The organism is Sphaerisporangium viridialbum (assembly GCF_049674955.1).
Lineage (GTDB): Bacteria > Actinomycetota > Actinomycetes > Streptosporangiales > Streptosporangiaceae > Sphaerisporangium > Sphaerisporangium viridialbum.
The window spans coordinates 7,953,284-7,976,520 of the sequence record NZ_CP187232.1 but is presented as its reverse complement, the minus strand read 5'-3'; the positions used below and the strand labels follow the sequence as shown (position 1 = coordinate 7,976,520).

The 23,237-nt window shown below is 70.7% G+C and carries 22 protein-coding genes, 2 tRNA genes and 1 riboswitch; of the genes, 10 read left to right on the top strand and 14 right to left on the bottom strand.

Annotated features, from left to right (window positions below):
• Positions 1 to 175 precede the first annotated feature (175 nt).
• Positions 176 to 1,594, top strand: coding sequence for an amidase (locus tag ACOZ38_RS35855; RefSeq protein WP_424535441.1), 1,419 nt, complete (start codon positions 176 to 178; stop codon positions 1,592 to 1,594).
• 7 nt (positions 1,595 to 1,601) lie between these two features.
• On the opposite strand, the gene ACOZ38_RS35850 is transcribed toward ACOZ38_RS35855, so the two are convergent.
• The 4 genes from ACOZ38_RS35850 to pepN all read right to left on the bottom strand — a co-directional run bounded on the left by ACOZ38_RS35850 (position 1,602) and on the right by pepN (position 7,865).
• Positions 1,602 to 2,594 (bottom strand): hypothetical protein, encoded by a 993-nt coding sequence (locus ACOZ38_RS35850; RefSeq protein ID WP_424535440.1) that lies wholly within the window; start codon positions 2,592 to 2,594, stop codon positions 1,602 to 1,604.
• A 12-nt stretch (positions 2,595 to 2,606) separates the two neighbouring features.
• Positions 2,607 to 4,466, bottom strand: coding sequence for a DUF2207 family protein (locus ACOZ38_RS35845; protein WP_424535439.1), 1,860 nt, complete (start codon positions 4,464 to 4,466; stop codon positions 2,607 to 2,609).
• A 12-nt stretch (positions 4,467 to 4,478) separates the two neighbouring features.
• The gene (locus ACOZ38_RS35840; protein WP_424535438.1) at positions 4,479 to 5,030 is read right to left on the bottom strand and encodes a LemA family protein; all 552 of its coding nucleotides are present in this window, start codon (positions 5,028 to 5,030) and stop codon (positions 4,479 to 4,481) included.
• Between the two features lie 267 nt (positions 5,031 to 5,297).
• Positions 5,298 to 7,865 (bottom strand): aminopeptidase N, encoded by a 2,568-nt coding sequence (gene pepN / locus ACOZ38_RS35835; protein ID WP_424535437.1) that lies wholly within the window; start codon positions 7,863 to 7,865, stop codon positions 5,298 to 5,300.
• 252 nt (positions 7,866 to 8,117) lie between these two features.
• Between pepN and ACOZ38_RS35830 the strand changes: the two genes are divergently transcribed.
• The 3 genes from ACOZ38_RS35830 to ACOZ38_RS35820 all read left to right on the top strand — a co-directional run bounded on the left by ACOZ38_RS35830 (position 8,118) and on the right by ACOZ38_RS35820 (position 10,922).
• Positions 8,118 to 8,765, top strand: coding sequence for a disulfide bond formation protein DsbA (locus ACOZ38_RS35830; RefSeq protein ID WP_424535436.1), 648 nt, complete (start codon positions 8,118 to 8,120; stop codon positions 8,763 to 8,765).
• 231 nt (positions 8,766 to 8,996) lie between these two features.
• Complete coding sequence (locus tag ACOZ38_RS35825) at positions 8,997 to 10,403, top strand: aldehyde dehydrogenase family protein (RefSeq protein WP_424535435.1); 1,407 nt, start codon at positions 8,997 to 8,999, stop codon at positions 10,401 to 10,403.
• Between the two features lie 21 nt (positions 10,404 to 10,424).
• Positions 10,425 to 10,922, top strand: a complete 498-nt coding sequence (locus ACOZ38_RS35820; RefSeq protein WP_424535434.1) for a hypothetical protein — start codon at positions 10,425 to 10,427, stop codon at positions 10,920 to 10,922.
• 94 nt (positions 10,923 to 11,016) lie between these two features.
• Here ACOZ38_RS35820 and def read toward each other — a convergent pair whose 3' ends face one another.
• Positions 11,017 to 11,505: a peptide deformylase gene (def, locus tag ACOZ38_RS35815; RefSeq protein ID WP_405140564.1), complete on the bottom strand. Its 489-nt coding sequence runs from the start codon at positions 11,503 to 11,505 to the stop codon at positions 11,017 to 11,019.
• A gap of 134 nt (positions 11,506 to 11,639) precedes the next feature.
• On the opposite strand from def, the gene ACOZ38_RS35810 reads away from it, so the two are divergent.
• On the top strand, positions 11,640 to 12,110 hold the full coding sequence (locus tag ACOZ38_RS35810; RefSeq protein ID WP_424535433.1) for a ribose-5-phosphate isomerase: 471 nt from the start codon (positions 11,640 to 11,642) through the stop codon (positions 12,108 to 12,110).
• A 25-nt stretch (positions 12,111 to 12,135) separates the two neighbouring features.
• On the opposite strand, the gene ACOZ38_RS35805 is transcribed toward ACOZ38_RS35810, so the two are convergent.
• Both ACOZ38_RS35805 and ACOZ38_RS35800 read right to left on the bottom strand, forming a co-directional pair.
• A complete protein-coding gene (locus ACOZ38_RS35805; protein WP_424535432.1) occupies positions 12,136 to 12,327 on the bottom strand; it encodes a hypothetical protein in 192 nt (63 codons plus the stop codon).
• Between the two features lie 42 nt (positions 12,328 to 12,369).
• On the bottom strand, positions 12,370 to 13,611 hold the full coding sequence (locus ACOZ38_RS35800) for a GNAT family N-acetyltransferase (protein ID WP_424535431.1): 1,242 nt from the start codon (positions 13,609 to 13,611) through the stop codon (positions 12,370 to 12,372).
• A 119-nt stretch (positions 13,612 to 13,730) separates the two neighbouring features.
• Here ACOZ38_RS35800 and ACOZ38_RS35795 point away from each other — a divergent pair, with 119 nt between their 5' ends.
• On the top strand, positions 13,731 to 14,849 hold the full coding sequence (locus ACOZ38_RS35795) for a PP2C family protein-serine/threonine phosphatase (RefSeq protein WP_424535430.1): 1,119 nt from the start codon (positions 13,731 to 13,733) through the stop codon (positions 14,847 to 14,849).
• A 12-nt stretch (positions 14,850 to 14,861) separates the two neighbouring features.
• Here ACOZ38_RS35795 and ACOZ38_RS35790 read toward each other — a convergent pair whose 3' ends face one another.
• Positions 14,862 to 15,467: a LuxR C-terminal-related transcriptional regulator gene (locus ACOZ38_RS35790; protein ID WP_424535429.1), complete on the bottom strand. Its 606-nt coding sequence runs from the start codon at positions 15,465 to 15,467 to the stop codon at positions 14,862 to 14,864.
• 250 nt (positions 15,468 to 15,717) lie between these two features.
• Here ACOZ38_RS35790 and ACOZ38_RS35785 point away from each other — a divergent pair, with 250 nt between their 5' ends.
• Entirely contained in the window at positions 15,718 to 17,025 is a 1,308-nt protein-coding gene (locus ACOZ38_RS35785) for a M50 family metallopeptidase (RefSeq protein WP_424535428.1), read from the top strand.
• 52 nt (positions 17,026 to 17,077) lie between these two features.
• Here the strand turns inward: ACOZ38_RS35785 and ACOZ38_RS35780 are convergent, their stop codons facing one another.
• The 3 genes from ACOZ38_RS35780 to ACOZ38_RS35770 form a co-directional block, all read right to left on the bottom strand.
• On the bottom strand, positions 17,078 to 17,998 hold the full coding sequence (locus tag ACOZ38_RS35780) for a coiled-coil domain-containing protein (RefSeq protein ID WP_424535427.1): 921 nt from the start codon (positions 17,996 to 17,998) through the stop codon (positions 17,078 to 17,080).
• 55 nt (positions 17,999 to 18,053) lie between these two features.
• Positions 18,054 to 18,189: riboswitch (cyclic di-AMP (ydaO/yuaA leader) on the bottom strand.
• Between the two features lie 63 nt (positions 18,190 to 18,252).
• Positions 18,253 to 19,335 carry a galactose-1-phosphate uridylyltransferase gene (gene galT, locus ACOZ38_RS35775; protein ID WP_424535426.1) on the bottom strand — a complete coding sequence of 361 codons (1,083 nt, stop codon included), beginning with the start codon at positions 19,333 to 19,335 and terminating at the stop codon, positions 18,253 to 18,255.
• Complete coding sequence (locus tag ACOZ38_RS35770; RefSeq protein WP_405140555.1) at positions 19,332 to 20,132, bottom strand: DeoR/GlpR family DNA-binding transcription regulator; 801 nt, start codon at positions 20,130 to 20,132, stop codon at positions 19,332 to 19,334. The genes galT and ACOZ38_RS35770 overlap by 4 nt, the downstream gene beginning before the upstream one ends.
• Before the next feature lie 154 nt (positions 20,133 to 20,286).
• On the opposite strand from ACOZ38_RS35770, the gene ACOZ38_RS35765 reads away from it, so the two are divergent.
• Entirely contained in the window at positions 20,287 to 20,400 is a 114-nt protein-coding gene (locus ACOZ38_RS35765) for a 50S ribosomal protein bL37 (protein WP_424535425.1), read from the top strand.
• Positions 20,401 to 20,420: 20 nt separating this feature from the next.
• Here ACOZ38_RS35765 and ACOZ38_RS35760 read toward each other — a convergent pair whose 3' ends face one another.
• The gene (locus ACOZ38_RS35760; protein WP_424535424.1) at positions 20,421 to 20,993 is read right to left on the bottom strand and encodes a TIGR03086 family metal-binding protein; all 573 of its coding nucleotides are present in this window, start codon (positions 20,991 to 20,993) and stop codon (positions 20,421 to 20,423) included.
• A gap of 101 nt (positions 20,994 to 21,094) precedes the next feature.
• Positions 21,095 to 22,450, bottom strand: a complete 1,356-nt coding sequence (locus ACOZ38_RS35755; RefSeq protein WP_424535423.1) for a dihydrolipoyl dehydrogenase family protein — start codon at positions 22,448 to 22,450, stop codon at positions 21,095 to 21,097.
• Between the two features lie 200 nt (positions 22,451 to 22,650).
• Here ACOZ38_RS35755 and ACOZ38_RS35750 point away from each other — a divergent pair, with 200 nt between their 5' ends.
• Entirely contained in the window at positions 22,651 to 22,812 is a 162-nt protein-coding gene (locus ACOZ38_RS35750) for a hypothetical protein (protein WP_424535422.1), read from the top strand.
• 108 nt (positions 22,813 to 22,920) lie between these two features.
• On the opposite strand, the gene ACOZ38_RS35745 is transcribed toward ACOZ38_RS35750, so the two are convergent.
• A tRNA-Gly gene (locus tag ACOZ38_RS35745) sits at positions 22,921 to 22,991 on the bottom strand.
• 90 nt (positions 22,992 to 23,081) lie between these two features.
• On the opposite strand from ACOZ38_RS35745, the gene ACOZ38_RS35740 reads away from it, so the two are divergent.
• Positions 23,082 to 23,155, top strand: a tRNA-Pro gene (locus ACOZ38_RS35740).
• The last annotated feature ends 82 nt before the right edge of the window (positions 23,156 to 23,237 follow it).

Sequence of the window (23,237 nt, the reverse complement as noted above, 5' to 3'; positions counted from 1 at the left end):
AGGTTCTAGACCGGAATCCACGTAACTCACGGTAGTTGACGCCCAAGGGCATGCCTAGTGTTGGCTAGTTCACATTTTTGTGGCCGTCTCTTCCCGCATTGTAAGGCGAAAAGCCGGGTATCTAACTCTTTTCTCTCTAGATAACCGGTGCTCAAAGGCCCTACTGTGCGGAAGCGTGGCGCACATACATGATCTTACAGCCCTGGAGCAGGCCGAGGCCGTGCGATCCCTGGAGCTGTCTCCGGTAGAGATCACCAAGCACTATCTGGAGCGCATCGAGCGGCTCGATCCCGAGGTGGGGGCGTTCGTCACGCTGACCGCCGACCGCGCGCTCGACGAGGCGCGAAGGGCCGAGGCACTCGCCCTGGAGGGCGCCGATCTTCCGCCGCTGCTCGGCGTGCCCATCCCGATCAAGGACCTCAACCTCGTCAAGGACGTGCCGATCCACTTCGGCTCCGCCACCTACGAGGGCTTCGTCGCGCCGGTCGACGACAGCGTGGTCGAGCGGCTGCGCGACGCCGGCACGATCATGATCGGCAAGACCGCGACCCCCGAGTTCGGCCTCCCCTGCTACACCGAGACGCACGTGTCGCCCCCCTCACGCACCCCCTGGGACCTCACCCGGTCGGCCGGGGGGTCGAGCGGGGGAGCCGCCGCGGCGGTCGCGGCCGGGCTGGCCCCCGCCGCGCACGGCAGCGACGGGGCGGGCTCCATCCGCATCCCGGCCTCGGTCTGCGGCCTGTACGGCATCAAGCCGACCCGTGGGCGCATCTCCTTCGCGCCGATCGTCCCCGACCTGGCGGGCCTGTCGACCAACGGCCCCATCGCCCGCACGGTGGCCGACGCCGCCGCGCTGCTTTCGGTCATGGCCCACAACCAGCCCGGTGACCTGTACATCGCGCCGCCGTCCCCGGTCGGCTTCACCGAGGCGGTCACCCGCGAGCCCGGCCGGCTCAAGATCGGCAGGAACGCCACGCCCGTGGTGCCGGGGTCCGAGGTGCATCCGGACGTCATGGCCGCCTACGAGAAGGCCTCGGCGCTGCTGGAGTCGCTCGGTCACGAGGTCGTCGACATGCCGCCGCCGTTCGACCCGTCCATCGTGACCGAGTTCGAGAAGCTGTGGTTCTGCTTCGCGTGCATGCACCCGGTCGACCCCTCGCTGGAGCCCAGGCTGCGCCCCCTCACCAGATGGCTGCGTGCTCGGGGCTTCGCGACCACGGCTCCGGAGTTCCTCCAGGCCCAGGCCACGCTGCAGACGGCGACGCGCTTCGGGTTCCTGGTCATGAACGAGTACGACGCGATCCTCACCCCCACCGTCACCCAGCCGCCGGTGCCCGTCGGCTGGTTCGAGGACGTCGAGGACCCCGAGGAGACCTTCCACCGCATGGAGCGGTTCGCGCCGTTCGCCGCGATCTACAACGTCAGCGGCCAGCCCGCCGTCAACCTCCCCCTGCACTGGACCGACGGGGGCCTTCCGATCGGCGTCATGCTCGCCGGCCGGTTCGGCGACGAGGCCACGCTCATCTCGGTCTCCGCGCAGGTCGAGGCGGCGGTCGGCGGGTTCTGGGGAGATCGGCGGCCCGCCCTCTGGTGACCCGCCGTCACGACGCGGCGCCGCGCGCCGCCGGGCCCTCGATCAGCGCGACCAGCTGCGCGGCGACGTCCGACAGGAGCGTCGAGGGCTCGATCACCGTGCCCGCGATCGCCGAGAACAGGCTGGGCAGGCCCGGCAGGGGGAAGCCGTCGTCGCGGGTGGCGCGGTGGCCCACGCCGTTCTTGTCCAGGTGCGCCCGGCTCCGCGCCCAGGCGTCGAGCACCTCCTCGGGCGAGGGCACGCCGAACCCATGACCCACCGGCGCGGCGTGGCGCAGCCGTACCAGCGGGGTGTCGGCGTACGCGAGCGCGACCTTGCAGCGCAGGGCGAGGCTCTCGCGGGCCTCGGCGGCGATCCAGTCCATGGCCGTGCACGGCCTGCGGCACTTGGCGACGCAGGTCGCCATCGCCCCCGCCAGCTGGCTGTGCTGGCGGTCGAAGTACGTCCGCCAGCCCTCGGGCGGCTCGTGGGCCACCCGCAGCGTGCGCTCGGCGGCGGACTTCTCGGGCTTGGTGTGGTCGCACTCCCGGTCGCCGATCACCCCGAACCTGCTGCCCTCGGCGCGCAGCCCCTCGGGCCAGCGCGCCGGGTCGCCGGAGTGCCCGAGCACCGGCTCGAAGGCCAGCAGCGGAAGGTACTCGCCGGCGATGTGCAGGGCCGCCATCACCGAGCTGAGCTCGCGCCGCTCCCAGCGCACCCGGATCACCTCCAGCAGCAGCCCGTAGGCGGGCCTGAGGGAGGCCAGGGCGCCACGCGGCTGCTCTCGGGGCGACTGGGGCATGTGGCAGTCGCGCGCGCGGCGTCTCAGGGCGCTGGGGACGGTTTTCGCGTCGACCTCGGTGGCGAAGTCCTCCGCGTCGAGCGTGAGCAGCCGCTGGCCGAACTCGCAGAGCGCCGGGATCAGCACGGCGTCCGGTAGGACCTTGGGAGCCAGGGCTCCAAGGTCACCGAAGGCGTGCCGCCGGGCGAGCTCGGTGAGAAGATCGAGGGGCGATTTCACCTGGTAACCCTCTCACGCGACCGGTGATCTCCCCTCCATGCGTGCCGCCGCGGTGAGCGCCAGGTCGACCAGGGCGTCCTCGGGCGGCGGGCCGGCGGGGGAGTGCACGTGGATCGCGAAGGTGCCCTCGCTCGTCCGCGCCGCGACCACCCCCGGGTACAGCATGGCGCCGGTGCCCACCCCGGAGACCTGGCGCCCCTCGACGCGGGTCAGCAGGTGCCCGAGAACCATCAGGTAGCCGCCCCGCGCCCCGGACGCGGCATGCACGTCCACGGTGACCGGCGTCCCGCCGGTCGTCTCGTAGCGGCACGACCGCACGGCCAGCCACGCGGGCGTGGGCAGCCGCTCCGGGTACGGCCCGGCGGGGCCGGTCGTGATGCCGAGCGCCCGCCGCAGGTCGCCCGGGGTGATCAGAGCGGCCGTGCGGCCGTCCACGCCCTCGGCGGGGGTCTGGCCCGGGCGGGCGAGGACCGGCACCTCGCCGAGGTTCTCCGGAGCGTTGAGGAGCAGCTCGCCGGTGTCGTCGTACGACGCCGCGTCACGGTGCCGCGAGCGGTCCAGGACCTCGATCTCGTGGACCCAGCCGATCCTCCGGAAGACGCGCGCCCGCACCCGGTCGCCTTCGGCCAGCCGGTTCCACTTGCCCTCCTCGACGCAGAAGGCCTTGACGTCACGCAGATGCCCGTCGTCCAGCGCCACCCAGTAGGCGTACTTGGGCTGGTCGTTGCCGTTGGAGCCGACCTGAATCGCGCGCAGCCGCACGATCTGGCCCTCCATCTCGGTCCTGCCGGTCAGGTCCGCCACGGCGAAGGCGATCGGCACGCCGGCCGCGGCGGCGGCGCCCAGGTAGGCCACCGGCGTGACCAGCCCGTGCGGCCAGTCCAGAAGCGCCTGGGCGACGATGCCGAGCAACCAGAGCCAGAACCCGGTCGCGAGCCCGGCGACCAGGCCGCGCCCGATCGTGGGCCAGGGCGGACGGCCCCACATGATGCGCCGCGGGTAGCGGACGTTGACGACGTGCCACATGCCGCCGTAGTCGGACCAGGCCCGCTTGTCGTCGGCGGGGACGCTGATCGGCAGGCTGGTCACCGCGCGCCTCGCCAGGCCGAGGGCCGCCGCGTAGGCCAGGTGCCGCCCCCAGATGGTGACGGCCGCGGCCGGCTGCTCGGCGAACCCCTGGTTGGCTGCCAGATGCGCGCGCACCCCCATCCAGTAGCCCGCCACCCTGGCTCCCTCGGCGGTGCCGCGCTCGCCGTTCAGCTTCCCCATCAGCGAGGTCAGCAGGGCGAAGCCGACGATGGCCGCGCCGAAGCCCCCGTCCTTGTGGCCGTTGTCCGCCGTCGCGGCGACGGCGACGCCGAGGGCGACGGCCGGCACCACCGCGGCCACGGTCAGCAGAGCCGCCTGGGCGGTGCTCCAGCGGGCCCGCGACAGGCCCTTCTCGCGCGCCTCCGCGATCACCTTCCTGCGGAAGCTCTTCCACCACCGGCCGAGGTTCCTCGCGCCCTCGGCCAGGGCGCCGGTGGCCACGACCCCGTCGGTGGCGAGGGACCGCACGTGGTCGTGCACCAGCTTCTCGTACGCCGTGAGCGCCGTGCGGGGCTCACGCAGCCGTACGAGGGACAGCTCGGGACCGATCTCCTCGATCTGGACCGCGCCCTTCGCGGCCAGGTCGAGCAGGGTGGCGGAGGTCGCCTCGTCGCACAGGCGCCAGTTGCCGGTGATCAGGTCCACCAGCGCGGGTGACTCGTCGCGCAGCTCGCTGGTGGGCGGTCCCGGGTCGATGCCGGGGTTGCGCGTGGAGAAGGCCAGCGTGGCCAGCAGGAGCAGCCAGAGGCCGAGGGCGGCCACGGCGACGAGTACGTAGATCATCGCGGGGCGGCGTCAGAACCGGACCTGGACCGGGCCGCGCTCCTCGCCCGGCGCCTGGAAGTACTCGCGCTGCTGGAAGCCGGTCATGCCCGCCACGATGTTCGCCGGGACCGTCTGGATGCCGTTGTTGTACGCCAGCACGGCGTCGTTGTAGTACTGCCGGGAGTAGGCGATGCGGTTCTCGCTGGTCGCGAGCTCCTCCTGCAGCGCGGCGAAGTTCTGGTTGGCCTTCAGGTCGGGGTAGGCCTCAGACAGGGCGAACAGGTTCTTCAGGGCGCCCGAGAGCATGTTCTCCGCGGCCGCTTGGTCGTGCGGGCCCCGGGCGGCCACGGCCTGCTGCCGGGCGGCGACGACCGCTTCGAGGGTCTGGCGCTCGTGGGAGGCGTACCCCTTCACGGTCTCGACGAGGTTCGGGATCAGGTCGTGGCGCCGCTTGAGCTGCACGTCGATCTGCGCCCAGGCGTTGTCCACCGCCCCGCGCCTGCGAACCAGCCCGTTGTAGGTCGTGACGGTGACGAGGATCAGGACGAGGGCGAGAACGCCGACGACGACGAGGGTGATCAAGGGGGGCCTCCTTGACGTACGGTGACAGCGCGCACAGTAGACCCGAGGTGGCCTGCTGTAAACGGGTGCTGCCGGGCTCTGGCCCCAATATCACCGCGCGGCGCTTGCAACGCGCTTACAGCGCCGTTGAAGCCGACCGGCCCGCCCGACGTCCAACCGGACTTGGACATCGGGCGGGCCGGGCCTCAAGGAGGGTGTTCCTCGGGCGGGCAGGCCGGGCCCGGCCACGTGGGGCTCGGGCCGGCCTGCGGATGTGGCGGGCGGGCCTCAGGCGGCCGAGGCGTCCTTGGCCCGGGCTCGCAGGGCCCGGCTGATGCCGTCGGCGCCCTCCAGCAGGAGCCGGCGCAGCGCGTGCGGAGGCTCGGAGGAGGAGATGTAGTCCTGCGTCTTGGCCACCGTGCCCGCGTCGATCAGCAGCGCGGGGTAGCACCCGGTCGCGAAGCGCTGGGCGCTGTCGGAGGTCCAGCCCTTCCAGATGCGGCCGACCTCCTCGAAGAAGCGCTCGCCGTACGGCCGCAGCAGGTCGGCATGGTTGGGATCCATGAACCCGACGACGGTCGAGCGCAGGACCGCGCCGCTCAGGGCGCCTCCGGTGATCGCGGCCCACGCCTCGGCCTTGCCCTCGGCGGTGGGGATCGCCGCCTGGCACAGGGCCGCCGACCGCTCGCCGGTGGCCGTCGGGTCGCGCCGGAGCTCCTCGGCGATGTCGCCGGCGGTGAACACCCCGCCCGACACCAGCGCGTGGATCAGCGTCCAGCGCAGGTCGGCGTCCACGGTCAGGCCCTCGGGAACGGAGGTGCCGTCGAGGATGGCCTTGACGAACGCCAGGTCGCCGGGGGCGGTGGCGCCCGCGGTGAATGCGTTGACGTACGCCAGCTGGTGGTCGGAGCCGGGCGCGGCCGAGCCGATCAGGCCGCGCAGGGCCGCCGACAGCTCGGCGAGGCCGGTGTCGCGCCAGGCCGGGTCGGCGTACTGCTGCGCGGCGAGACGCGCCTGGCGTATCACCGTCTGCAGCACCGTCATGTCGGTGACCGAGTGGATGCCCGAGGTGACCAGCCGGACGTAGTCGCGCGTCGCCATCTCGGCGTCGCGCGTCATGTCCCACGCGGCCGACCAGCACAGGGCGCGCGGCAGCGACTCGGTGAAGCCCGCGATGCCGCCGTCGACCAGGGTGCGCAGGGAGCGCTCGTCGAGCCGGATCTTGGCGTAGGTGAGGTCGTCGTCGTTGATCAGGATCAGGTCGGGCTGGACCTCGCCGACCAGCTCCTGGACCGCGGTGCGGGCGCCGACGACGTCGAGCTCGACGCGCTTCACGCGGACCAGGGCGCCGTCGGCCCGGGAGTAGAGCCCGATGGCGACGCGGTGGGACCGCAGGGTCGGATAGTCGGCCGGGGCCTCCTGCAGGACCTCGAAGTTCAGGAACCTGCCCTCGGGATCCACGGTGAAGGACGGGCGCAGCGTGTTGACCCAGGCGGTCTCCAGCCACTCCTTCGACCAGGACGACAGGTCGCGGCCCGAGGTGCGCTCCAGGGCCGTCAGAAGGTCCTTCAGCTCGGTGTTGCCCCAGGCGTGCTCGCCGAAGTAGTCGCGGACGCCGGCCAGGAAGTTGTCGAGCCCGACGTAGGCCACGAGCTGCTTGAGCACCGAGGCGCCCTTGGCGTAGGTGATGCCGTCGAAGTTGACCTCGACGGCCTGCATGTCGGGGATGTCGGCGGCGATCGGGTGCGTGGAGGGAAGCTGGTCCTGCCGGTAGGCCCAGGACTTCTCGACGTTGGCGAAGGTGGTCCACGCCGTCTGGCCCCAGCGGGTGGCCTCGGCCTGGCACAGCACCGACATGTAGGTCGCGAACGACTCGTTCAGCCACAGGTCGTCCCACCAGCGCATGGTGACCAGGTCGCCGAACCACATGTGGGCCATCTCGTGCAGGATCGTCTCGGCGCGGCGCTCCACGACGGCGTCGGTGACGCGCGAGCGGAAGATGTAGTCCTCCAGGAGGGTGACCGCCCCGGCGTTCTCCATCGCGCCCGCGTTGAACTCCGGCACGAACAGCTGGTCGTACTTGCCGAAGGGGTAGCGGATGCCGAAGACCCTGTGGAAGAAGTCGAAGCCCTGCTTGGTGACCTCGATGACGTTGCCGGCGTCGAGGTGCTCGGCCAGCGAGGCCCGGCAGAAGACGCCGAGGGGGATGCCGTCGTGCTCGTCGCGCACCACGGCGTACGGCCCGGCGATCAGGGCCGTGATGTAGGTCGACATGACCGGCGTGGGCGGGAAGTGCCAGCGCTTGGCGGTCTGGAGCGTGCCGTGGCGGCCGCGGTGCTCCTCCAGCTCCTCCACGGAGTCGGGGGCGGCGTTGGAGACGACCTCCCAGTCGGCGGGCACGAGCGTCGTGAGCTCGAAGGCCGCCTTGAGGTCGGGCTGGTCGAAGCAGGCGTACATGCGGTGGGCGTCGGCCGTCTCGAACTGCGAGTGGAGGTAGACCTTCTGGTCCACGGGGTCGACGAACCGGTGGAGGCCCTCGCCGGTGCGCATGTAGGTGCAGTCGGCGTCGATCTGGAGCTCGTTGCTCGCCCAGAGGCCGGAAAGGGGCAGTCGGCCCTTCTCCGGGTCGTAGGCGGTCACGTCGATCTCCGCGCCGTTCAGGACGGCCTTGCGGACCTTGGCCTCGGCCAGGTCGATGAACGTGCTCGCCCCGGGCTCGGCGCAGGAGAATCGGACCGTAGTGATGCTCTCGAACCGCTCGTCGCCTTCGGTCAGATCGAGCTCGACCGCGTAGGAGTCCACCTTCAGCAGTCGGGCCCGCTCCCGGGCTTCGTCACGGGTCAGGTTGCCTGCCACATCCGCTCCTCATCACGACTCTCCCCCGCCCCTTCGCGAGAGGGATGCATGAATCCTGCCACGTCGGGCGCCCTGATGGCGCACCGGAACATCGGGATCGAGGGCCCGCGCGGCGGATGAGGGGGACCATAGGTGGCGACGGCATCTTGACCGATTCCTATCGGAATACCAAGGAATATAAGTCGCCGCGAAGCCGGTTGTGGCTGCCGTGGCATTGGGACCACTTCGAAACCACGATCAGGGAAGCTGGCCATGACTGAACGAACCCCGGTGGACTTCTGGTTCGACCCGTTCTGCCCATGGGCGTGGATGACATCCCGCTGGCTGCTGGAAGTTCAGGCCGTACGGCCCGTCGAACCGCGCTGGCACATCATGAGCCTCGCCGTGCTCAACGAGGACAAGGACATCCCCGACGCCTACCGCGAGATGCTCAAGAACGCCATGGGGCCGGTCCGCGTGCTCCAGGCCGCCGCCGACAAGTACGGCACCGACATCCTCGGCACCCTCTACACTGAGCTGGGCGTCCGCATCCACAACCAGGGACGCCTCAAGCCGAGCGACCCCGAGCAGGAGTTCGACACGGCGCTGGCCATACGCGAGGTGCTCGCGGAGGGCCTTTCCGCGGCGGGGCTCGACCCGCAGCTGGTCGACGCCGTCGACTCCACCGAGTTCGACGAGGCCGTGCGGCGGTCGCACAACAAGGGCATCGAGCTGGTCGGCCAGGAGGTCGGCACGCCGGTCATCGCCGTCGACGGCGTGGCCTTCTTCGGCCCGGTGATCTCCCCCGCCCCCAAGGGCGAGGACGCCGGCAAGCTCTGGGACGGCGTGCTCCTGGTCGCGAGCACCGACGGCTTCTTCGAGCTGAAGCGCTCCCGCACCCGCGACCCCATCTTCGGCTGATCGGCTGAGCTGCGGTCCGGCGGTGGACAGAGGCTTGCGACCTTGTGGACAACCATGGTCAACTCAAGCCGTTCCCCTGGCTTGACCGTACTGTCAATGGGGAAGGCGAAGGGTGTTGGCGACCGCGCGGGACCACATCCGCTGGACGCGCACCCGCCGGGCGGTGGACGGACACCGCCCGGCGGCGTGACTCCTCGCCGCCGGGTACTCCGCGTGCAGGGATTGAGGGGTATGCGCCAGCTTTACGTGCAAGGAGCCTGGGTGCCGTCCTCGTCGGGTGAGGGCATCGACGTGGTCAATCCCGCGACGGAAGAGGTCGTCGACCGGGTGCCCGCCGGCTCGGCGGAGGACGTCGGCAGGGCCGTCTCCGCGGCTCGCGACGCGTTCCACGAGTGGTCGGTCACGGCTCCCGCCGAGCGCGGCAAGATCCTCCGCGCGGCGGCCGACCTGCTGAAGGCCCGCGCAGAGGAGATCGCGCGGATCATCGCCGTCGACATGGGCGCGCCGTACGCCCTGGCGCTGAAGGTGCAGACCCTGATGCCCGCCGGGGTCCTCGCCGAGTACGCCCGGCTGGCCGAGGAGCGCGGCGAGTCCGAGAGGCGCGTGGGCAACTCCCTGATCCTGCGGGAGCCGGTCGGCGTCGTGGGCGCCATCACCCCGTGGAACTACCCGCTGCACCAGGTCGTGTGCAAGGTCGCCCCCGCGCTCGCCGCCGGCTGCACGGTCGTGCTCAAGCCGAGCGAGGTCGCGCCGCTCGCCGCCTACGCCCTGGCCGAGATCCTCCACGAGGCGGGCCTGCCCGCCGGCGTGTTCAACATGGTGAGCGGCCACGGGCCGGTCGTGGGGGAGGCGATCGCCGCCCATCCGGACGTCGACATGGTGTCCTTCACCGGGTCGACCCGGGCGGGCAGGCGGGTGTCGGAGCTCGCCGCCCGCACGGTGAAGCGCGTCGCGCTGGAGCTCGGGGGCAAGTCCGCCAACATCATCCTCCCGGACGCCGACCTGGGCACGGCCGTGAAGGCCGGGGTGGCGAACGCCTTCGTCAACTCCGGGCAGACGTGCTCCGCCTGGACCCGCATGCTCGTGCACCGCGACCAGTACGACGGCGTCGTCAGGCAGGCGGTGGCCGCCGCCGCCTCGTACACCGTCGGCGACCCCTTCGACAAGGCCACGCGCCTCGGCCCCCTGGTCTCGGCCGCCCAGCGCGACCGGGTGGTCCACTACATCAACACCGGCCAGGAGGAAGGCGCGCGCCTGGTGGCCGGCGGCTCCGACCGGCCGCTCGAACGCGGCTACTACGTCGAGCCCACCGTCTTCGCCGGGGTCGCGCCCGGCATGGCGATCGAGCAGGAGGAGATCTTCGGCCCCGTCCTGTCGATCATCCCCTACACCTCGGTCGACGAGGCGGTGGAGATCGCCAACGGCACCCCGTACGGCCTGGCGGGCGCGGTGTGGGCGGCGAGCGAGGAGAGCGCGGTGGCGGTGGCGCGCAGGCTGCGCACCGGCCAGGTGGCGATCAACGGCGGCCGGTTCAACCCCTCGGCTCCGTTCGGCGGCTACAAGCAGTCGGGCAACGGGCGCGAGCTCGGAGAGTTCGGGCTGGAGGAGTTCCTCGAGGTCAAGTCCCTGCAGATGTGATCAGAAGGGCGGGTGCCCCCCATGAAGCCGTCCGGTACACCGGCTCGCCGGGTCAGCGCGTTCGACATCGCACTGGCGCTCGGCGGGCTGCTACTCATCCTGCTGGCAGTCCAGAACGCCCGCCCCGCCCTCGCGGCCCTTCGCGCCGACGGAGTACAGGGCACCTTCACCGCGCAGCGGCTCGACTGCATCGAGCATCCCGGCCACGAGCAGTGCAACTGGGTCGGCGTGTTCCGGTCCGGCGACGGCAAGGTCGTGCGGGAGGGCATCGCGTTCTACGGAAGCGAGCGGAGCACCTTCACGCCGGGGGCGACGTCCCCCGCCTTCGACACCGGCAGGCTCGGCCACGTGTACGGCCCGGGCGGGTCCAACGAGTGGGTCGTCGTCGCCGCCCTGCTGCTCGTGGGTCTCGGGCTGGCGTTGCGGCCCCTGCTGCGGTTGCGCCGGCGCCCGCCCCGTCCCGAGGCCCCGGTGCGGCCTCCCGGCGGCCTGGAGCAGGCCGCCGAGGGATCGGTATAGACCTGTAAGCCGCTGAAACGGCCGCCGGACGCCCTGAAGCGGGTTGGCGAGGGAGATTTACGGGTGACGGCCGCATTCCGGCTGTGACGCGGTCTCAGGGGGCCTGCAGCAGGATCTTCCGCGCCGCGTCCTTCGCCAGGCGGTCGACGTAGAGGATGCCGTCGAGATGGTCGTTCTCGTGCTGGAAGCAACGGGCCAGCAGCCCCCGTGCCTTGACCTTCACCGGGCGCCCGAGCCGGTCGAACCCGCTGATGGTCACGCCCGCCGCCCTGGGCGTCCTGGCGTACAGCGGCTTGCCGGTGTCGCGGCCGGGCACCGACAGGCACCCTTCCTCGTCCAGGACCTCCTCGGCGTCGTCCACGACGAGCCGGGGATTGACGACGTGGCCCTTGCGACCGCTCGCGTCGTACACGAACAGCTTCTTCGACACCCCGATCTGGGGAGCCGCGAGGCCGACGCCGTCGGCGGCGTACATCGCGTCCATCATCTCGTCGATCAGGCGGCGCAGCTCCCTGTCGAAGTCCGTGACCGGCTCGGTGGGGGTGCGCAGGACCGGGTCACCGATCACGCGGATCTCACGCATGAAGCTCTCCTGTAAGGGGTCATCTGGCTAGCCGCCTCTTACTGTAACGGAATCCGCGCCCCTGACCCCGGCGAGTGCGCACATGCGGCGCGGCCCGTTGGACCGGCGGTGCGCGCGGCTGCGACAATGGCCCCGTGCGCGTCTACATCGCCGCCGACCACGCCGGCTACGAACTCAAGAACCACCTGGTCTCCTGGCTGAAGGATCACGGCCACGAGGTCGTCGACGACGGTGCCTTCGTTTACGACGCCGAGGACGACTACCCCACCTTCGTCCTCCGCGCCGCCGAGGCCGTCTCCCACGACCCGGGCAGCTTCGGCGTGGTGATCGGCGGTTCCGGCAACGGCGAGCAGATCGCGGCCAACAAGGTGCGCGGCATCCGGGCCGCCCTGGCCTGGAGCGAGGAGACCGCCTCGCTCGCGCGCATGCACAACGACGCCAACGTCATCAGCCTCGGCGCGCGCATGCACTCGGTGGAGGAGGCCACGCGCTTCGTCGAGGTCTTCCTGGGCACGCCCTTCTCGGGCGACGAGCGGCACAGGCGCCGCATCGCCCAGATCTTCGCCTACGAGACCACCGGCGAGATCCCGCCCCTGCCGGTCTGACCGGCGGGGCTCCTGGCCGTCCCCGCTACCCGTCTCTGCGGCGGCGGGGGTCCGCCTTGCGCTGGGGCTCGGGCTTGCGCTGGGGCTCGGGCTTGCGGGGCGCCTCGTCACGCAGGGGTCGTCTGTCGGCGGTGTCCTGATGGTCGGGAGTCGGGCGCGAGACGTCTCGCGCCCTCATCGCCGTGATCGCGGTGATCTGCAAGCTCTGCAGTGCCATGCCCGGATCCTAGAACGCGGGCCGCGGTTCCGCTGAGGACGCTCAGAAGACGAGCCCGCCCCAGGGCTTGGTCTCCCACGACATCGCGGCCGACAGCGCCCGTATCGCGCCCGCCCGGGTCTCGCGGATGACGCCGGCCCCCTCGTACGCTCCGAGCGTCCGCCCGCCGAGGTAGGCCGCGCCGAGCACGTTGACGGGAAGCTCGATGTCGGCGGGGTCGTTCGTACGGGCGCAGGTCGCCCCGGTCGCGTCGGCGGACAGCCGCCAGCGTCCCGCGTTCCAGGGGCATACGGCGTCCGCGACGTCGATGACCACGTCCACTGGCGCCGAGTAGGCCCGGTCGGGCAGGGCCCTGCCGGCGTCCACCACCCGCACCCACAACTCGTCGAGCCAGCCCGCGTTCAGCATGCGGGGCTCGGCGAGCAGGTGCATGATCGGGTCGTCGGCGGGGCGGCTCGACGCGTACACGTGGGAGCACAGGTCGCGGTCGAGCACCTGCCTCCACAGCAGGGCGTAGGCGGCCGGGTCGAGGCCGAACAGGTCTTTCAGCTGGACCTCGCCGTCGGGCACGTCGTGGTCGGTGTAGTCCGCCTTGAGCCGGAAGAGCGCGTATCCCCTCGGGCCCGCGTCGTCCTCCACGATCAGGCAGCGCAGCGTGCTGGCCCCGCGGCGGGCGCTCTCGTCGTCGGCCAGCATCGCGTTCCACCGCGCCGGAGTCCGGGCGTACAGGCCCGGGCGGGTCGCGAGGACGGCGGCGAACACCTTCTCGATGTCGGCCCGGGCCGCCGCGGGCCGTACGGTCCGCAGCCTCAGCGAGGGGTCGGACGGCGCGTTCCGCACGAACTGGGAGCCACGCTTGGGGATGTTGAGGAACAGGTTGTCGGCGGCCCTGCCGTAGCCGAACCGGCCGTAGATCGCGGCCTCGGAGGCGTACAGCGCCGCGACCGCCTCGCCGTTCTCGTGGAGATCGGCCAGCTGGCGTCGCATCAGCGCGGACAGGACGCCCATGCGCCGATGGGAGGGCAGCACCGCGACGCCCGTCACGCCGCACACCGGCCTCGGGCCGCCCGGGACGGTCATGGTGAAGGTCAGCCCAAGGGTGCTGCCGACCAGCCGGTCGCCGTCGAAGGCGCCGAGGGATCTGTCCCACTCGATCAGGGCCCTGAATCGCTCGGCCCGTGGCCCCGCGGTGTCCTCCGCGAACGCCTCTTCGTCGAGCTCAAGCCACTCGCCCCACTCTGAGTCCTTGATCGGGCGGATGGCCGGGCTTGGTTCCGTGTTCATCCGATTAACGTTATGGCCGGGCAAACCGGATCGGCCACCTAATATCCCCGTTTAATGATCAAGGTCTTGGTCAAGTCGGCTGCCTAAAGTGCAGACGGGCAGATAGAGTCGGGTGCATCATGACTTCCCGTCCGGCGCCGCTGATCCCCCCACGGCTCCGCGCGATCCTGGTACGCATCCCGTTCCTGGTGCGGATCGTGCGATTCCTCCGCAGGGGACCGCTGGCGCGTGACCGGAATCTCCTCATCACTCTCAGTGTGCTCACCCTGGTGCTCGGCGGCCTCGCCACGAGGGTGTCGACCGAGTGGTTCTCCCCGAGCCTGTTCATCCTGGTCACCCTGGTGGGCGGCCTGCAGCTCCGGCTGCGCAGCCTGGTCGTCCTGGTCGGGGCCGTGGGCGTCGCCCTCGGCTACATCGCCGCCGTCCTCGGCGTCAGGTCCGTGGGCGCGGGGCTGCTCGTGACGGTCGGGTTCACCACGGTCCTCGCGTTCCTGATGGCCCGCACCCGCGGGAAGCTCGGCGTGCAGGGCCTGCGCGGCGACGTCATGCTCCTGGAGCTCAGAGACCGGCTCAAGAGGCAGGGAGAGCTGCCGCAGCTCCCCGCCAAAGACTGGGGCTCGCGCGTCGTGCTCAAGCAGGCGGGCGGCTCGTCGTTCGGCGGCGACTTCCTGGTCTCCATGCGCCACGGCGACATCCTGGAGATCGCGCTGGTCGACGTGTCCGGCAAGGGAGTGGACGCCGGCACCCGCGCGCTCATGCTCTCGGGCACCTTCGGGGGGCTGCTCGGGTCGGTCGACTCCTTCCTGCCCGCCTGCAACGCCTATCTCCACCGCCAGCCCGAGGGGGAGGGCTTCGTCACGGCCGTCCACCTGAGGCTCGACCTGTCCACCGGGGCGTACGACATCACCTCGGCCGGTCACCCGCCCGTGGTCAAGTTCGACGCGGGCACCGGCACGTGGCAGGTCTCCGCCGCCAAGGGCGTGGTGCTGGGCGTCGTCCCCGACCTGCACTGCGAGCCCGACAGCGGCGTGCTCCACAAGGGCGACGCGCTCATGCTGTACACCGACGGCCTGATCGAGCAGCCCGGCCGCGACATCGACTCAGGGCTCGACCGGCTCCTCGGCGAGGCCGAGCGCCTCGTGCCCTCCGGCTTCTACGACGGCGCGCGGCCGCTGGTCAACTCCATGTCGGCCGGGCACAACGACGACTGCGCGCTGATCCTCATCTGGCGCCCATAGCGTTCCGCGCCGCTACAGCCAGCCCGCCTCGGCCGCGATGCGCACCGCGTCGGCCCGGTTGCGCGCTCCCGTCTTGCAGATGATGCGCGACAGGTGGTTTCGGACCGTTCCTACGGACAGATAGAGCTTCGCGGCGATCTCCTTGGAGGCGGCACCCTGCGCCGCGATGCGGAGCACGTCCAGCTCGCGGGGGGTCAGCGGGTTGTCCGCCGAGGTCAGCGCCGCGATGGCGAGATCGGAGTCCACGGCCTTGCGCCCGGCGGCGACCCGCCGGATGCCGTCCGCGAGGTGCTCAGGCGCCACGTCGATGCTGAGGAAGCCGAGGGCGTGCGCGGCGAACGCCTTTCGCACCTGCCCGGGGCTGGGCTGCGCGGACAGCAGGAGCACCTTGCATCGCGGAGCCTTCTCGTGCAGACGTGCGGCGGCGGTGAGGCCGTCGACGTCGGGAAGGTCCACGTCGATCACGGCCGCGTCCGGATTGAGCTCCAGGGCTGCCGGTAGGATGTACTCGCCGGAGGCGACGTCGGCGATCACCCTGAGGTCCTTCTCCCCGTTCAGCGATGCCACCAGCCCTCGGCGAACGAGCGGCAGATGTTCGGCGACCAGGATGCGTATCAAGGTGCTCCCTTGGGTGGCCTTGGAACAGATCCGGCAAATAACGCTTAGCCGATTCATATCCCACGGTGTCTACATGATTGCGTACCGTCAATGCAGTCTCCCGATTCGGTCCACCTCGCGCAAGTCACTCCTACGGTTGGTCGTTGATAGGTGATTTCGCGGCGCGGCAGGAGTCGCCGCCGAGTTCGGTTACTCTCAGACGGGGCAATGTAAACAGAAGGCATCTTCTCCGCAGGTGGGGGTAGTACCTATGAGCTGGCTCATCGTGGCCGGGTTTCTCATCTTCTTCCTCGGGATGGCCTTGTCCATTGGCCTGCACGAGCTGGGGCACCTCATCCCCGCCAAGATCTTCGGGGTCAAGGTCACGCAGTACATGGTGGGTTTCGGGCCCACCATGTGGTCGCGGCGCCGCGGTGAAACCGAATACGGCATGAAGTGGATTCCGCTGGGCGGCTACATCCGCATGGTCGGCATGCTTCCTCCGAAGCCCAACGCCGACCCGACCAAGCTGCGCACCATGTCCACCGGGCCGTGGCAGGGGCTCATCGAGACGGCCCGCCAGGCGTCGCTGGAGGAGATCAAGCCGGGTGACGGCGACCGGGTCTTCTATCGCAAGCTGTGGTGGCAGAAGGTCATCATCATGGCCGGCGGCCCCGCCATGAACTTCCTGCTGGCCTTCGGTCTGTTCGCCGTCGTGATCATGGGCTTCGGCGTCCCGGTCAGCAAGCCGATCGTGTCCGTGGTCTCCGAGTGCGTCATGCCCCAGGCCGAGCAGGCGAAGGGCCAGAAGTGCACTCCCGCCCACCCGCCGACCCCCGCGGCACTCGCGGGCCTGAAGACGGACGACAAGATCGTCTCCCTCGCCGGCAAGCCGGTGACCACCTGGGAGGAGGCGACGAGGGTCATCCGGGTGCACGGTGCAGGGCCCATCGCCATCGGCATCGAGCGTGGCGGCAAGCCCATGACGCTCAACGCGAACCTCGTCGCACAGGACCGCCCGTCGATCGACGACCCGACCAAGATCGACAAGGGCGCGGGCTTCCTGGGCGTGAGCGCCACCGTCGTCATGGAGAAGCAGGGCTTCGGCTATGCCGCCGGTGTCATGTGGGACCTGACCAAGCGCAGCGCCGAGGCCATCACGAGGTTCCCCCAGAAGATCGTCGGGGTGTGGCAGGCGGCCTTCGGCGGCGGCGAGCGTGATGTCACCAGCCCGATGAGCGTCGTCGGCGCGGGCCGCATCGGCGGCGAGATCGCGGCGGCCCCCGTCCCGGTGGAGAACAAGATCGTCGGGCTGCTCCAGCTCCTCGCCGGGGTGAACCTCGCGGTGGGCCTGTTCAACCTGATCCCGCTGCTGCCCCTCGACGGCGGCCAGATCGCCGGAGGGCTCTGGGAGGGGCTCAAGCGGGGGTACGCCCGGGTGCGCCGGCGTCCCGCCCCCGGCCATGTGGACATCGCCAAGGCCCTGCCCCTGACGTACGCGATGGCGGCCGTGCTCCTGGTGATGGGCACCCTGCTCATCTACGCCGACATCGTCAACCCGATCCGCCTGTCAGGCTGACCGGCGCCTCCGGTGCGGCCGCCGCCCGGCTCGGCCGGCGGCCGGTCGGTGGCTAGTACATCGAGACGTGCACGTGGTCGAAGTGGTTCGCGGTGACGCCGCCGCGGTTGGACATGGCCCGCCACCCGGGGAAGCCCAGGTTGTAGATCCGCTGCTTGTAGATGATGTACTTCACGCCCAGCTTGCGGCCGTTCTTGATGGCCCACGCGGCGACCTGGTCTCCCAGCGCGGCCTGCGCGGCCGAGGGCATCGCGCCGCCGGAGCTGAGCATGAAGTCGCATGCCCGGCCCAGCGGGTGTTCGCCGCCGTCGTTCTCGGCGCGGTAGCAGCCGACCGGGAAGCTCAGGGAGAAGTGGCTCTTCACCTCGGCCCGCATCAGCCGCGTCCTCGGAGTGATGTTGTCGCTGCCGGTGGGAAGCTCCGGCGCCCATGACCCGTTCGCCTTCTTGCCCGGCGCGGTCGGGATGAGCTGGTCGAGCTTGTCCTTGATCTGCCCGATCAGCTTCTCGGCGTCCTTGCGCTGGGCCGTCACCTGGACGACGTCGTCGCGGAGCTGCGCGGTCAGCTTGGTGGCGTCGTCGGCGGCCTTCTTGCGGGCGTTCCTGGCGGAGGTGAACCCCGACAGCTTGGCCGACTGCTCGGCCTGGAGCTGCTGGAGCATGGCGGCGTCACCGTATCCGGGGGCCATGAGCTCGCCCACCATGCCGAGGCCGCCGGCCTGGTAGCGGAGCTGGGCGATGTCGCCGACCTGGTTCTCCGCCGCCTTGAGGTCGGTCTCGGCGCTCGCCAGCCGCTCACGGGCGGACTTCTCGGCGGCCTTGGCCTTGGCGACGGCGACGCGCTTGGCGTTGTACTCGCCGATCAGCTTGTCGACCTTCTTGCCGAGGGAGGCGAGCTGCGACTTGAGCTGTTTCTCTGTGGGTTTGGGGGCGGCGTTTCCCGCCGTCGCCTGGCCGAGCATGAGCCCGGCCACGGTAAGGAAGCTGGCGGCCGCATAGGCGTAGCGGCCCGAAGTCGGGGGCAGAGCCCACTCCTCTCCATCTGCCGACCGGGTTAGCTGACGGGTTCGGGCCGGAGACGCCCTACCACGAAGTGGATTCACCCCAAGAACCAATGGGTCCCCGGTTCCCAGGCGGGGCACCTGGGATTAGGCGCACCGGCCGATACGGCCGGTGTGCGATGGATGGTAGTGGTAAAGGCCTGGTTATGGCGACTCTTGGGCCTAAATCACCCCAGGTCATCCTGTGACCGGAGCAGCCTGGCCGCCTCCTCGGGGAGGACGTCGTTCACGAAGGCGCCCATCGCGGACTCCGAACCGGCCAGATACTTGAGCTTCCGCTCGGCCCGCCGGATGCTGAACAGCTGGAGGTGCAGGTAGGCCAGGTCGCGCCCGGTGCGCACCGGGGCCTGGTGCCAGGCCGCGACATAGGGCATCGGCACGCCGAACAGCCCGTCCAGCCGCCGGAGCACATCGGTGTAGAGGGGGCCGAAGGCGGCACGCTCCTCGGCGTCCAGCGAGCACAGGTCGGGCACCTGGCGGTTCAGGTAGACGTGCACCTCGAACGGCCACCGGGCCGCGGCGGGGACGAACGCCGTCCAGTGGTCGTTCGACGCCACCAGGCGCGTCTCGGCCTTCCTCTCGGCCGCCAGCACGTCGGCGAACAGGTTGGCGCCCGTCCGCTCCCGGTATCGCCCGGCGGAGGCCAGCATCTGCCGGGTCCGCGGCGTCACGTAGGGATAGGCGTAGATCTGGCCGTGCGGGTGCGCCAGCGTGATGCCGATCTCGGCGCCGCGGTTCTCGAAGCAGAACACCTGCTCCACGCCGGGCAGCGCCGCGAGCTCCGCGGTGCGGTCGGCCCAGGCCGTGAGGACCAGGTCGACCTGGCCGGGGGAGAGCGCGGCGAACGACGACCCGTGCTCGGAGGTGAAGCACACCACCTCACAGCGGCCGAGGCCGGGCCGTACCTCGCTCAGGCCGCCGACCTGCTCGTAGTCGCCCTCGTGGAAGCTGAAGGACGGGAACCGGTTCTCGAAGACGGCGACGTCGTACTCCGCGGCCGGGATCTCGGTCGCCCGGCCCGGCGCCGAGGGACACAGGGGGCACTCGTCGGCGGGCGGCAGGAACGTACGGCTCTGCCGGTGACCGGCGACCGCGACCCACTCGTCCATGACCGGGTCGTGGCGCAGCTCGGAGGCCGGAGGGCGCGGGGGCAGCTCGCGGGTGTCGGGCGCGCCACGGTCGGCGTCGTCGCGGCGGTCGAAGTAGATCAGCTCGCGGCCGTCGGCGAGACGGGTGGCCGTGCGCTTCACTGGGCCACCACCTGCGGGGCCCCGGCGGGATCGGTGATGATCAGCGTGCCGACCTGGTCGGACAGCGCCGACCTGGCCTCCTCGGGCAGGCCAGTGTCGCTGATCACGACGTGGGCCTCCTCCAGCTTGGCGATCGTGCTGATGCCCACCGTGCCCCACTTGGTGTGGTCGGCGAGCACGACCAGCTGCTGCGCGGCGGCGACCAGCTCGCGGTTGGTCTCGGCCTCCAGCAGGTTGGGAGTCGTGAACCCCGCCCTGGGGTTCATGCCGTGCACGCCCAGCATCAGCGTGTCGACGTTCAGCTGGCGGATGGCAGCCACGGCGACCGGGCCCACCAGCGCGTCCGACGGAGTGCGCACTCCTCCGGTGAGCACCACGGTCTGGTCGGCGCGCCCGGACCGGTGGAAGACGTCGGCGACCTGTACCGAGTTGGTGATGACGGTCAGCTCGGGGATGTCGGCCAGGTGGTGGGCGAGCGTCCAGGTGGTCGTGCCGGCCGACAGCGCCACGGCGGTGCCCGGGCGTACGAGCTCGGCGGCCTGGCGCGCGATGGCCTCCTTCTCGGCCTGCTGGCGCACGGACTTGGCCGCGAACCCCGGCTCCTCTGTCGACCCGGCGCCCGTGGCGGTGGCGCCGCCGTGCACCTTCTCGATCAGCCCGCGCTCGGCCAGGACCTCCAGGTCGCGGCGGATGGTCATATCGGATACCCCGAGCTCGCGGACCAGGTCGGCGACCCGTGCCGCGCCGTTCCTGCGAACGCGCTCGAGGATCGCCTGCTGCCGTTGCTGGGCCAGCATCGTCTCTCCTCTTCAACAGATTCCAACAAATTATCGCACGTTGCTAACGATCCAATGTTGAAACTTGATGGCGGAGAGCTCGCAACGGGAACCACGCGCGTATGACGCGATCTTTGACCTTTGGGCCTTGTACGGCTCCGGCCCCAGGAGCAGTGTGGTTGGACGAGCCGCACGGGAAGGGGACCGCGAGATGGGCAGACGCGCGCGCAAGGGCAAGGCCCGCAGGAAGAAGAAGGCCAACCACGGCAAGCGGCCGGTGTCCCGCTGACCGCCGGAGCACCCGCGGTATCAGCCGCCGCGTCCCCACGCGGCGAGCAGGCGTGTCTGCGGGTCGGCGTCCTCGGGTAAGGGCGGGCGTTCTCCTATCACCCCGGCCTGCCGATAGGCGTCCTCGGTGCCGGCGAACCACTGCGCGCACACCTCGACCAGCTCGGGATCGAGGCGGTGGTCGCCGCCGATCGCCGTGGCCATGTCCCAGGTGTGGATCAGCGTGTCCGCGAACAGCTCGGTGATGTACTCCCCGGCGGGCACGTCGCCGAACGACAGGTGGACCGTGCGCGCCGGCACGTCCTCCGGCTCCATGGCCCGCACCACGGCGGTGGCCGCGACGTCGAACGCCTTCACCGGATCGTCGCCGAGCAGGTCGCCCTCGAAGAGGTCGCCCACCTCCGCGACCGTCCTGCCCGCCAGCAGCTCCGGCGCCCACAGGGTCTCGCCCACGAGGTGGTCGACCAGGGTGCGCACGTCCCAGCCGCCGCACGCGGTGGGAAGCCGCCACTGGTGTGCCCTAACCCGGTGCACCTGCGCGCCGAAACAGTCGAGAGCCCTCCGGTAGGCCTCCCGGATGTCCATCGTCATCATGCCCCTCCCGCGTCGTCCAACCGACGGTAACCCGCCCGAAAGATCCCGTCAGGGGGAGCGACGGGCGGTCCACGTCACCGCGCCGGTGAGGACACGAAGGGTCAGTCGAGCTGCCGGAGGGTGTCCTCGATCGCCCGGTGAAATGTCGGATATGCATAGATCATGGTCTTAAGCTGCTCGATCGGCACCCGCGAGTGGACGGCCAGGGTCAGCATGCTCAGCATCTCGCCCGCGTACGGCCCGGCGGTCGTCGCGCCGACCAGTACGCGCCCGTCCGCCACCAGTTTGACGAAGCCCTCGGCCCGGTGGATCCAGCCACGGGCGGACGAGGAGAGCCGGGTGAACGCGGTCCGCGCGGCGAGGCCCTTCTCGCGCGCCTCGCGCTCGGTCATCCCCACCGCCGCCACCTCCGGATCGGTGAAGGTCACCCTCGGGACGGCGTGATAGGACGCGGCCGGCCCGCGCTCGCCCAGGATGTCGGCCAGCGCGATCTCCGCCTGGTACATCGACATGTGGGTGAACGCGCCCTTGCCCGTCACGTCGCCGACCGCCCAGACTCCCTCCCCGGCGCGCATGTGCTCGTCGACCTTGATCGCGTGCGCGGACTCGTCGAGCCCGATCGCGCCGACGCCGAGCGCGGCGAGGTCGGACCTGCGCCCGGTGGCGATCAGCAGCCTCTCGGCACGGTGGCTGCCGTCCTCGGTCATCACGGTGAAGGCGGCCCCGTGGTGGTCCACCCGCGTGACCTCGGTGCCGGCGCGGACCGTCATCCCCTCGTCGGCGAAGACCTTCGCGACCAGCTCGCACGCCTCCGGTTCCTCGGGACCGAGGAGCCGCTCGGCGGCCTCGATCACGGTGACCTCGGCGCCGAAACGGGCGAACACCTGGGCCAGTTCGGCCCCGATGGCGCCCCCGCCGAGCACGACGAGCGACTCCGGCACCTGCTCGGTCTCGATCGCGTCGTGGTTGGTCCAGTAGGGCGTGCCCGCGAGCCCCGCGATGGGCGGGACGGCGGCCTGGGAGCCGATGGAGATGACCACGCCGCGGCGGGCGCGCAGCGTGCGCGCGCGGTCGACCGTGACCTCTTTCGGCCCGGTGATCCTGCCACGGCCTCGTACCAGTGTGCCGCCCTTGTCGGTGAACCTGGCGGCGGCGACCTTGTCGTTCCAGTTGTCCGTCGCCTCCTCACGGATGCGACGGGCCACAGGAGCCCAGTTGGGTGTGATGGCGGCCCCGCCCGCCATCCCGGGAATCCGCCTGCCCTCGGCGAGCAGGCCGGCCGCCCGGATCATCATTTTGGACGGGACGCATCCCCAGTAGGGACACTCGCCACCCACCAGGTTGGCCTCCACCCCGGCGACCGCCAGGCCCGCCTCCGCCAGGCGCCCGGCGACGTCCTCGCCGCCCGGCCCGAGACCCACGACGATGACGTCGAACTCTTCCACTTCCGCAGCCATGGCCTCCCCCTGCCCTCGGGATGCCGCGTCAACACGGACGCCGCCGGTTTCCGCTTCCCGCTGTTGGAGCCAGGCCACCGTGGTCAGCGCAGCAGGCAACTCGGGGCTTTGGAAGATCAGCTCACTTCCGTGATCTTCGTCACGTGGGTAACACGCTCGGGGCGGCATCGGGTGCAAGCCTCAAGGAGCTGATGGTGAGGATGGGCCACGCGAGCCCCCGAGCGGCGCTGATCTACCAGCACGCGACGCAGGACCGGGGCAAGGTCATCGCGGAGGCACTCGGCCAGGCGCTCAAGGTCGCTCGTGAGGGCACGCCAGAGAAGCGGCGGAAGCCGGCGACGGGGGAACGGGCACGCTCGTAGGCCCGAAAAGGGGACGGGCACGCAACGGGCACGACACCAAAAGTAAGCCGTGAAAGAGTTAAGGCCCGGGTCGAGGAACATGTCCTCTACCTGGGCCTTTGTCGTGAGAGCGGACGACGGGAATCGAACCCGCGTAGCCAGTTTGGAAGACTGGGGCTCTACCATTGAGCTACGTCCGCGCGAGCCGGTCGCCGTCTGGTCTAGACTTCATCCGGTCGTCAGGACGTAAGCGTACCGGAGATTGCGAGTGCGCGAGCGACCCGACGTTCCGGGGTGTAGCGCAGCTTGGTAGCGCGCCTGCTTTGGGTGCAGGAGATCATCGGTTCAAATCCGGTCACCCCGACACGCCGGTTATCCGGCTCCGCCTACGCGGGGAGCCGGTGGCGGAGTTCCATCGATTCAGCGGGCGATCGCGCCCGTTCGTC